Origin of the sequence: Curtobacterium sp. UCD-KPL2560 (assembly GCF_001705035.1) — a bacterium.
Classification (GTDB): domain Bacteria; phylum Actinomycetota; class Actinomycetes; order Actinomycetales; family Microbacteriaceae; genus Curtobacterium.
In genome coordinates, this window is the sequence record NZ_MCIG01000095.1 from 1 (window position 1) to 9669 (window position 9669).

Annotated in this window: 9 protein-coding genes; 6 read left to right on the forward strand and 3 right to left on the reverse strand. The window is 73.1% G+C overall.

Annotated elements, in window-relative coordinates; genetic code table 11:
* The first annotated feature begins 116 nt into the window (after positions 1–116).
* The 3 genes from glmU to BEP24_RS14870 all read left to right on the forward strand — a co-directional run bounded on the left by glmU (position 117) and on the right by BEP24_RS14870 (position 3451).
* Entirely contained in the window at positions 117–1553 is a 1437-nt protein-coding gene (gene glmU / locus BEP24_RS14860) for a bifunctional UDP-N-acetylglucosamine diphosphorylase/glucosamine-1-phosphate N-acetyltransferase GlmU (protein ID WP_065964718.1), read from the forward strand.
* A gap of 48 nt (positions 1554–1601) precedes the next feature.
* On the forward strand, positions 1602–2579 hold the full coding sequence (locus tag BEP24_RS14865; protein WP_065964720.1) for a ribose-phosphate diphosphokinase: 978 nt from the start codon (positions 1602–1604) through the stop codon (positions 2577–2579).
* 83 nt (positions 2580–2662) lie between these two features.
* The gene (locus BEP24_RS14870) at positions 2663–3451 is read left to right on the forward strand and encodes a putative protein N(5)-glutamine methyltransferase (protein WP_065964722.1); all 789 of its coding nucleotides are present in this window, start codon (positions 2663–2665) and stop codon (positions 3449–3451) included.
* Between the two features lie 141 nt (positions 3452–3592).
* On the opposite strand, the gene BEP24_RS14875 is transcribed toward BEP24_RS14870, so the two are convergent.
* On the reverse strand, positions 3593–5143 hold the full coding sequence (locus BEP24_RS14875) for a molybdopterin-dependent oxidoreductase (protein WP_083230406.1): 1551 nt from the start codon (positions 5141–5143) through the stop codon (positions 3593–3595).
* A 255-nt stretch (positions 5144–5398) separates the two neighbouring features.
* On the opposite strand from BEP24_RS14875, the gene BEP24_RS14880 reads away from it, so the two are divergent.
* A complete protein-coding gene (locus BEP24_RS14880; RefSeq protein ID WP_139197253.1) occupies positions 5399–6127 on the forward strand; it encodes a hypothetical protein in 729 nt (242 codons plus the stop codon).
* A 71-nt stretch (positions 6128–6198) separates the two neighbouring features.
* On the opposite strand, the gene gndA is transcribed toward BEP24_RS14880, so the two are convergent.
* A complete protein-coding gene (gndA, locus tag BEP24_RS14885) occupies positions 6199–7656 on the reverse strand; it encodes an NADP-dependent phosphogluconate dehydrogenase (RefSeq protein WP_083230407.1) in 1458 nt (485 codons plus the stop codon).
* A 111-nt stretch (positions 7657–7767) separates the two neighbouring features.
* Here gndA and BEP24_RS14890 point away from each other — a divergent pair, with 111 nt between their 5' ends.
* The gene (locus BEP24_RS14890; protein WP_065964727.1) at positions 7768–8307 is read left to right on the forward strand and encodes a gluconokinase; all 540 of its coding nucleotides are present in this window, start codon (positions 7768–7770) and stop codon (positions 8305–8307) included.
* On the opposite strand, the gene BEP24_RS14895 is transcribed toward BEP24_RS14890, so the two are convergent.
* Positions 8294–8539: a hypothetical protein gene (locus tag BEP24_RS14895; protein WP_065964730.1), complete on the reverse strand. Its 246-nt coding sequence runs from the start codon at positions 8537–8539 to the stop codon at positions 8294–8296. The genes BEP24_RS14890 and BEP24_RS14895 overlap by 14 nt on opposite strands.
* Before the next feature lie 214 nt (positions 8540–8753).
* Between BEP24_RS14895 and BEP24_RS14900 the strand changes: the two genes are divergently transcribed.
* A partial coding sequence (locus BEP24_RS14900; RefSeq protein ID WP_141693481.1) for a histidine kinase dimerization/phosphoacceptor domain-containing protein occupies positions 8754–9669 on the forward strand: 916 nt, incomplete at its 3' end.

Here is a 9669-nt window from a genome sequence, read left to right on the forward strand (position 1 = left end):
GGGCCGGCGGGGGGTGCCGGTCCGGCCCGGCGGGTGACACCGGTCCAGCCCGGCGGTGACACCGGTCCGGTCGGCGGGGTGACACCCGTCCGGCCGGCGTGCGCCAGGATGGAGGCATGACCGACCAGCGCATCGCCGTCGTCGTCCTCGCCGCCGGCCAGGGCACCCGCATGAAGTCGTCCACCCCGAAGGTGCTGCACCGCCTCGCGGGCCTGCCGCTCGTCGCGCACGTGCTCCGGACCGCCTCGACCATCGAGCCCGAGCACGTCGTCGTCGTCGTCCGGCACGAACGGGAGCGCGTCGCGGCCGAGGTCGCCGAGCGTGCCCCGGGCGCGATCGTCGTCGACCAGGACGACGTCCCCGGTACCGGTCGTGCCGTCGAGGTCGCCGTGCAGGCGCTGCCCGCCGACTTCGACGGAGCGGTCGTCGTGCTCTCGGGCGACGTGCCGTTGCTCGACGCCGCGTCGCTGCGGCGGCTCGCGGACGCCCACGTCGGCAACGCCGTGACGCTCGTCAGCGCGCTCGCCCCGGACCCGACCGGTCTCGGTCGGATCGTGCGCGACGCCTCCGGGGCGTTCGTCGGGGTCGTCGAGCACAAGGACGCGACCGACGAGCAGCGCACCATCACCGAGGCCAACGCCGGCATCTACGCCTTCGACGTCACGCACCTGCGCGCGGTCCTGCCCGAGCTCACCACCGCGAACGCGCAGGGCGAGAAGTACGTCACGGACGTCCCCGCCCTCGTCGCGGCGCGCGGCGGCGTGGTCGACGTCGTCACGCTGACCGACCCGTGGCTGGTCGCCGGGATCAACGACCGCGCGCAGCTGTCCGACGCGGCACGCGAGCTCAACGCACGCATCGTCCGCCGGCACCAGCTCGCCGGCGTGACCGTGCAGGACCCCGCCACGACCTGGATCGACCTCGACGTGACGATCGAGCCCGACGCCGAGGTCCTGCCGGGCACGCAGCTCCTCGGCGCGACCGCCATCGCCGCCGGTGCCGTCGTCGGGCCGGACACGACGCTCCGCGACACCGAGGTCGGGGCCGGCGCCACGGTGAACCGCGTCGACGCCACCCTCGCCGTCGTCGGTGCCGGCGCGTCGGTCGGCCCCTTCGCCTACCTCCGACCGGGCACGATCCTCGGCGACCAGGGCAAGATCGGCACCTTCGTCGAGACGAAGAACGCCGTGATCGGCCGCGGCAGCAAGGTGCCGCACCTGTCGTACATCGGCGACGCCGAGGTCGGTGAGGACTCGAACATCGGGGCGAACACCATCACCGCGAACTACGACGGCGTGCACAAGCACCGCACCGAGGTCGGGTCGAACGTGCGGACCGGATCGCACAACGTCTTCGTCGCCCCCGTTAGGATTGGCGACGGGGCGTACACCGGCGCGGGTACGACCGTCCGCAAGGACGTACCGGCCGGGTCGCTGGCCATCAGCTACGCCCCGCAGCGCAACACCGACGGATGGGTCGAGGAACACCGGCCCGGTTCGCCGGCGGCCGAGGCGGCTCGGCGCGCGCACGGCGAACAGAACACGACAGCCTGACCCGGCCGTCGGCATCGACCCCACGGGGTCAGGGAGTGAGCACCGCACTTGTCCGGAATCAAGACCACCGGCCAGAAACGACTCGTCCTCGTCTCGGGACGAGCACACCCGGAGCTCTCGGAGCAGATCGCCGCCGAGCTCGGCGTCGACCTGGTCCCGACCGACGCGCGCACCTTCGCGAACGGTGAGCTCTACGCCCGCTTCGACGAGTCGGTCCGCGGCTGCGACGCGTTCGTCATCCAGTCGCACACCGCGCCGATCAACGAGTGGCTCATGGAGCAGCTCATCATGGTCGACGCGCTCAAGCGTGCCTCGGCGAAGCGCATCACGGTCGTCGCGCCGTTCTACCCGTACGCCCGTCAGGACAAGAAGGGCCGCGGCCGCGAGCCGATCTCGGCCCGCCTCGTCGCCGACCTGTTCAAGGCGGCCGGCGCGCACCGCATCATGAGCGTCGACCTGCACGCCGCGCAGATCCAGGGCTTCTTCGACGGCCCCGTGGACCACCTGTTCGCGATGCCGGTGCTGCTCGAGCGCTTCAAGCAGATCCTCGACCCCGAGACGCTCACCGTCGTGTCGCCCGACATGGGGCGCGTGCGCGTGGCCGACATCTGGTCCGAGAAGCTCGGCGCGCCCCTCGCGATCATCCACAAGCGTCGCGACCCGCTCATCCCGAACCAGGTCTCGGTGCACGAGATCGTCGGCGACGTGTCCGGTCGCGTCTGCCTGCTCGTCGACGACCTCATCGACACGGGCCGCACGATCGCGAAGGCCGCCGAGGCCCTGAAGAACGCCGGCGCCACCGGTGTCGTCGTCGCCGCGACCCACGCCGTCTTCTCCGACCCCGCGACGGAGCTGCTCCAGAGCAAGTTCATCGACCGCGTCGTCGTCACCGACACGCTGCCGCTGCCGATGGAGAAGCGGTGGGAGCGCCTCGAGGTGCTGCCGATCGCGCCGCTCATCGCCCGGGCCATCCACGAGGTCTTCGACGACGGCTCGGTCACCTCGATGTTCGACGGTGCGGCGTAGCGCACGGGTCCGGAGCGGTCGGGTCGGTCGATCGTGACCGCTCCGGCCCGGCGGATGCGCCGTCGCGGTCCGGTCGCGCGATCGTGACCGCCCCGGTCCACCCCGCGCGGAACGCGCTCGCCGCCCGACTCCGGGCGGCGGGCAGCGTCTTCGCCGAGGACGAGGCCGACCTCCTGCTCGAGGCCGGTGACGGCGACCCCGTGCGACTCCGGACGCTCGTGCAGCGTCGGCTCGCCGGGGAGCCGCTCGAGGTCGTCCTCGGCTGGGCGGCCTTCGACGGGCACCGGGTGCGTGTCGCCGCGGGCGTGTTCGTCCCGCGCACCCGCACGACCGTCGTGGTCGAGCAGGCAGCCCGGCGGCTCCAGCGGTACGACCGCGTGGTCGACCTGTGCTGCGGGGTCGGCGCGATCTCGGTCGCGTTGCTCGGCCGGGTCGGTGCGCTCGACCTCGTGGCGGCCGACGTCGACCCGGACGCAGCGGACGTCGCCGCGGAGAACATCGGCGACCGCGGGATCGTCGTGACGGGCGACCTGTTCGCGCCGCTGCCGGACCGGTTCCGCGGGGCGGTCGACGTCGTCGCCGTGAACGCCCCCTACGTGCCGACGGCGGAGATCGCGCTGATGCCCGTGGAGGCCCGGGAGCACGAGCGCACGGTCGCCCTCGACGGCGGCCCGGACGGGCTCGACCTGCACCGCCGGATCGCTGCGGGCGCGGGGGAGTGGCTCCGGCCGGGCGGTGCGGTCGTCATCGAGGTGTCGGCGGAGCAGGCAGCGACCTCCGCGGCGGCGTTCGCAGCCGCGGGCTTCGCCGTCGAGGTCGTGCACGACGACGCGGTCGACGGGACCTGCGTGGTGGCGGTCCGTCCGAGCTGACCGGCGGTCCACCGCGCTGACCCGGCGCAGTCCGTGACGGCCGGCTCGGCCCGGGGTGGTCGGGCGCCGTCCGCACTCGGCTGTTCAGCCCGCACCGGTCGGGTCAGCCCGCACTCGGCGGTTCAGCCCGCACCGGTCGGGTCAGCCCGCGCTGACCTGGACGCTGTGCCACCCGGAGGCACCGTTCGGCGCCGGCGGCCGTTCGACGCTCGTCTGCACCTGCCCGTCGGCACTGATCGCCCGCACCTGCAGGCGGTGCGACCCCGCGGTGGGCTGCCACCGCCAGACCCACTGGCGCCAGGTGTCCGCCGACGCGGAGTCCGCGAGCGTCGCGTCCTGCCACGGACCGTCGTCGACCTGCACCTGGACGCCCTTGACGCCCGTGTGGGGCTGCCACGCGACGCCCGCGACCGCGACCGTTGCTCCGGCGTCCACGGTGCTGCCGTCGCGCGGGGTGTCGATCCGTGACTCGAGCTTCACCGGCCCCCGCTCCGACCACCCGCGGGGCGTCCAGTAGCCCTGTGCGTCGGCGAACCGGGTGACCTCGAGCTCGGTGACCCACTTCGTGGCCGAGACGTAGCCGTACAGGCCGGGCACCACCATGCGGACCGGGAACCCGTGCTCCGGCGGCAACGGCTCACCGTTCATCCCGACGGCCAGCAACGCCGCCGTCCCCTCGTCCTGCAGGACGTCGAGCGGGGTCCCGGCCGAGAAACCGTCGCTGCTCCGCGACAGCACCATGTCGGCGCCGTCGTGCACACCCGCCCGGGCCAGGAGCTCGCGGATGGGGTAGCCGAGCCACATCGCGTTGCCGATCAGGTCGCCACCGACCTCGTTCGACACGCAGCTCAGCGTGGCCATGTGTTCCTCGAGCGGGAGCGCGAGCAGTTCGTCCCAGGTCAGCTCGACCTCGCGGTCGACCGCGCCGTGGATGCGGAGCCGCCACTGTGCCGGGTCGATCGACGGTACGCGGAGCGCGGTGTCGATCCGGTAGAAGTCGGTGTTCGGCGTCACGTACGGGCTGATGCCGGACACGTCGAGCGAGGCACCGGCCGGCACGGCGGGGGCGGCCGTCGCGGGCGCCGGGAGGCGGATCGCACGACGCGCGGCCGCGGCCGCCTGCAGCGCGGAGGTCCCGATCCGGGAGGCACTGCCGACGACGACCGCCGTCACCGCGGTCGCGGCACCCCACACGAGGAAGGCGCGGCGTTCCGTCCCGGCGGGCCGGGGTGCGGCGGACGGCACCGCGGCAGCCGCCTCCCACCGTCGGAGCCGCTGCAGGAGCACGCGGAGCACGACCACCGCCGCGGCGACGCCGAGCACGGTCGGGGCGCCGTCCCACGTCCCGCTCCCGGTGCGGGTGGTCACGGACAGGAGGGAGAGGACGCCGCCGAGCGCGAACACGAGGGCACCGAACGGCGGCCGTGCACGTTCCAGGACGCCGGCGCCGGCGCTCACCGCGGCGGTGACGACGGCCATCAGCACGAACAGCGCGGCCTTGTCACGGGTGCCGAACAGCCCGACCATCAGGTCCTTCGCGGCCGGCGGTGCGAGGTCGATCACCGCAGACCCCACCGCCACGAGCGGACTGCCCGCCCCACCGAGCAGGAGCGCGACGAGCTCCGCGACGCCGAGGAAGACGGCGACCGCGACGACCCCGCAGGCAGCGGCGAACAGGACCGGGCGGCCCACCGGGGGCTGCGGAGCGTCGTCTCCCGGTGTCGTGCTGTGTGCCGGTGTCGTGCTGGGTGCCGGCGGACGGTCTGCGGTGGTCACCCGAGCAGCGTAGGTCGGCGGGACCCCGGATGCGCTGACAGTCGGGGGACTGTGGACGGCGCGACTGCCGTCGGGGCCTGTGGAGGAGGGAGCCGCTGCCACCCACCGGGTTCCCGGACCGTTCACCGACCGCCACAGCGCGCTGCCCGCCACCCGTGCGAGGATCGGACCGTGCCGAAGCCCCCCGACCGCGTCCCCCGACGTGGTCGCGGACGTGCCACCGGCCGGCGCCGTGTCGAGCGGTCGCCGCGTGCCGGTGTGCCGCGGCGTCGGATGTCGACCGCGCGCCGCATCACCGTCCTGCGCTGGGTGGTCCTCGCCGTCTGGGCCGTCCTGCTCGGCACCCGCGTCGCCGTCGTGACGGCGGCGCCGCAGACCGACCTGACGCTCCTCGGCGTCGTCGAGCTGCTCGCGATCACCGCGGGGGTCCTCCTCGTCGGTGCCGCGGTCGTCCGCGCGCAGGCGGTCCGTCGTCGTCGCGCGGACGAGGCCCTGGCCCTGGCGATCCGCCGCATCGACCCGACGGTCTGGCTCGTGCCCGCGGCCCCGACACCGGAGCTGCGGGACGCGGTGCGCCGGGCGCGGCCGGACGCCGACCTCGGACAGCGGGTCACGTGGGCGTTCGGCGCGACCGAGGCCTCGCTCTGGGAACTCGAGGAGCGTCGGGCAACCAGGCTGTTGGTCATCCGCTGGAGCCGGGTGGTGCACGTCGGCATCGAGGACGTCGACGGGGAGCGGCGCGCGAGCGCGGTCGCCCTGCACTACGTGCGTCCCGACGACTCGACGGCCGTCGCGACCTTCTTCGTGCGCTCGGCACCCGGGTCGAAGCGCCTGCTCGGCCGCGGTCCGCGCCTGGACCGGCTGGTCGCCGATCTCGCCCGGGAGCGGATCGTCGCCTGACGCACACGAGGGCCGCTCCTCCCGGAGCGACCCTCGCGGTGCACCCGCCGATGTCGGTGCTCCTGCGGACGTCAGTGCGTCGACGGCTCCTGCTCGACCTCGCGGCGGTCGTCCTCCGACCACAGGGTGTGGAAGGTGCCGTCCTTGTCGATGCGCTGGTAGGTGTGCGCGCCGAAGAAGTCCCGCTGGCCCTGGATGAGCGACGCGGGGAGACGGTCGGACGCGAGCGAGTCGTAGTACGCCAGTGCCGACGAGAAGCCCGGTGCGGGGATGCCCGACGCCACCGCGATGCCGACGATCCGGCGCCAGGCGGCCTCGCCCTCGGCGACGGCGTTCGCGAAGTACGGGTCGACGAGGAGCGACTCGAGTCCCGGGTTCTCGTCGTACGCCTCGACGAGGCGGTTGAGGAACTGCGCCCGGATGATGCAGCCACCCCGCCAGATCTTCGCCACGTTGCCGAGGTCGATGTCCCAGCCGTACTCCTTCGCGCCGGCGATGATGACGTCGAAGCCCTGCGCGTACGCGACGACCTTCGACGCGTAGAGCGCGGCGCGCACGTCGTCCTCGAACGTGTCGGGGACCTCGACGACGTCCGGTCGCCGCTGCACGGACTGCTGCACGGCGGCACGCTGCGACGGCTTGGACGACACGGCGCGCGCGAACACCGCCTCGCCGATGCCGGACACCGGGATGCCCAGGCCGACCGCGTTCTGCACGGTCCAGACACCGGTGCCCTTCGAGCCGGCCTCGTCACGGATGACGTCGACGAGCGGCTTGCCGGTGTCGGCGTCCTGCTGCTTGAGCACCTCGCCGGTGATCTCGATCAGGTAGGACTCCAGGTCTCCCTCGTTCCACTTGCCGTAGATCTCGACGAGTTCCTCGACGCTGTGGCCCCCGGCGCGACGGAGCAGGTCGTACGACTCCGCGATGAGCTGCATGTCCGCGTACTCGATGCCGTTGTGCACCATCTTCACGAAGTGGCCGGCACCGTCGGTCCCGATGTGGGTCACGCAGGGCTCGCCCTCGGCGACCGCGGCGATCGACTTCAGGATGGGCCCGAGCGTCTCCCAGGCCTCGTCCGAGCCGCCCGGCATGATCGACGGACCGTGCAGGGCCCCTTCCTCGCCACCGGAGATGCCGGTCCCGACGAAGTTCAGCCCCTTCTCCTTGAGGTCGTGCTCGCGACGGATGGTGTCGTGGAAGTTCGCGTTGCCGCCGTCGACGATGATGTCGCCCTCCTCGAACCGCTCGGCGAGCTGTTCGATGACGGCGTCGGTGCCCTTGCCGGCCTGCACCATGATGATCGCGGTCCGTGGCTTGGACAGCGACGCGACGAACCCGTCGATGTCCTCGGAAGCGATGAACCCGGCATCGCCGTGCTCACGCATCAACTCCTCGGTGCGCGCGAAGGTGCGGTTGTAGACCGCGACCGTGTTCCCCTCGCGTGATGCGAGGTTCCGTGCGAGGTTCGACCCCATCACGGCGAGGCCGATGACCCCGATGTTCGCCTGTCCGTCGTTCTCTGCCACGTGGGTCTCCTTCGTCCTGACGTTGGCCCCAACCTACGAGCCGTCGCCCCGGTCCGCACGGATGCTGTGGCAACTGGGGACGAGCGTTCACCAGACCCATACTGTGGAGGGATGACCGACAGCGACGTCCTCCCGCCCGTGCTCGTGATGGGGGTCTCCGGCTCCGGCAAGTCGACCATCGGCCAGGCGCTGTCCGACGCGTTCGCCGAGCAGGGCCAGCTGAGCGTCTTCGTCGACGCGGACGACCTGCACCCGGCTGCGAACAAGGAGAAGATGCGGCAGGGCGTGCCGCTCACCGACGAGGACCGTTGGCCGTGGCTCGACGCCTGCGCGACGCGCATCGCCGAGGTCCAGGCCTCTGGGCACCGGTGCGTCATGGCGAACTCCGCGCTGAAGCGCGCCTACCGGGACCGGCTGCGTGCGGCCGCGCCCGACCTGGTGATCGCCTTCCTCGACGGCTCCCACGACCTCGTCGCGGAGCGCCAGTCGCACCGCCACCACGAGTACATGCCGACGTCGCTGCTCGACTCGCAGTTCGCGACCCTCGAGCGCCCGCAGGCCGACGAGACCGCCGTCCTCGTGTCGATCGACGGTCCCGTCGACGACACGGTGGCGACGATCACGTCGGCACTCGCGGTCACTTCCGGCTGAGCTCGGACAGGCGTCCGCGGTACTCCTCGGCGTCGATCTCGCCGCGGGCGAACCGGTCGGCGAGGACCGACCGGGCGTCCGAGCGCGCCCGCCACGATCCGCGGCGCAGGACGCCGAACAACACGGCGCCGACGACGAGGACGAGGACGAGGAGCAGGGGGAACGCCGGGAACGGCGGGCCGGCGTGCCAGTGGGGGCCGACGGCGGCGAGGGTGGTGAGAGCGGTGTGCACGGGGTCCTCCTGTGGTCCGGTGGTCGTCGCTGGTGCGACAGGACGATCGTCCGGCCTGGAGGCACGCCACGCGTCCGCCGGGGAGGCCCACTTCCGTCTGCTCCCGCGGTGGGTCCCGCGGTCCTCCTCCACAGCCGGGTACGCCCGGGGGAGTAGTCCACAGATGCGGCGCTGACGGGTCGTCGCGCGGGATCGACGGACCTAGGCTCGCCCCGTGACCACCGACGCCCCTGCATCGCCGCCCGGTACCCGCCGGGTCCTCGGTGGGTCGCGCTTCGGTCGGATCGGGCGGGTGCTCCCGATCGCCGTCGTGCAGATCGCCGGCACCCTGCTCGCCTCGGGGGTCGCGGGCGGGCCGAGCGGTCCCGGCCCCGGGGCCAGACCACACTGGGTCATCGGTGGTCCACCGAGCCCGCCCGTCGACGTCGTGCCGCTCGCGGTCGTGCTGCTCGTGGCCGGCGTCGTCGCCCTGCCCTGGCGGTGGTCCTTCCCGCGGACGGTCCTCGTGGTCACCCTCTGCACGACCGTCGGGTACGCCGTCCTCGTCCCCGCGCGCGGACCGTTCGTCGCTGCGCTCACGATGGCGATGGCGAACGCCTGGTTCCGTGGCCACCGGAGCGCCGTCCTGGTGTCCGCGGCCGTCGCGGTCGCGCTGCTGCCGACCGCCGACGACCTGGTCGGACGGTCGTCCGGCGCGGATCTCGACGGCGTCTTCCTCGCCCTGGCCTGGGTCACCGTGACCATCGTCGTGTCGGAGCTCGCCCGCGACCGGACCGAGCGCGTCGCCGAGCGGCGGCGCGCCCGGGTAGCGGCCGAGCAGCAGCGCGCCCGCGACGAGCGCGTCCAGATCGCGCGGGAACTGCACGACTCGGTCGCCCACAGCATGTCGCTCATCAACCTGCAGGCCGGGGTGGCACTGCACCTCGGCGCCGGGCTCCCCGAGGCGACGAAGGAGTCACTCACGAGCATCAAGGACACCAGCCGCGACGCGCTCGTCGAGCTGCGGGCCATCCTCGGCGTGCTGCGCTCGGCCGACGGGACGGGCCTGGCACGGACCGGAACAGGGATGGGGACCGGGACGGCTGCGGGGACTGCTGCACGATCCGGAAGGCGTTGCGGTCGACGATGCC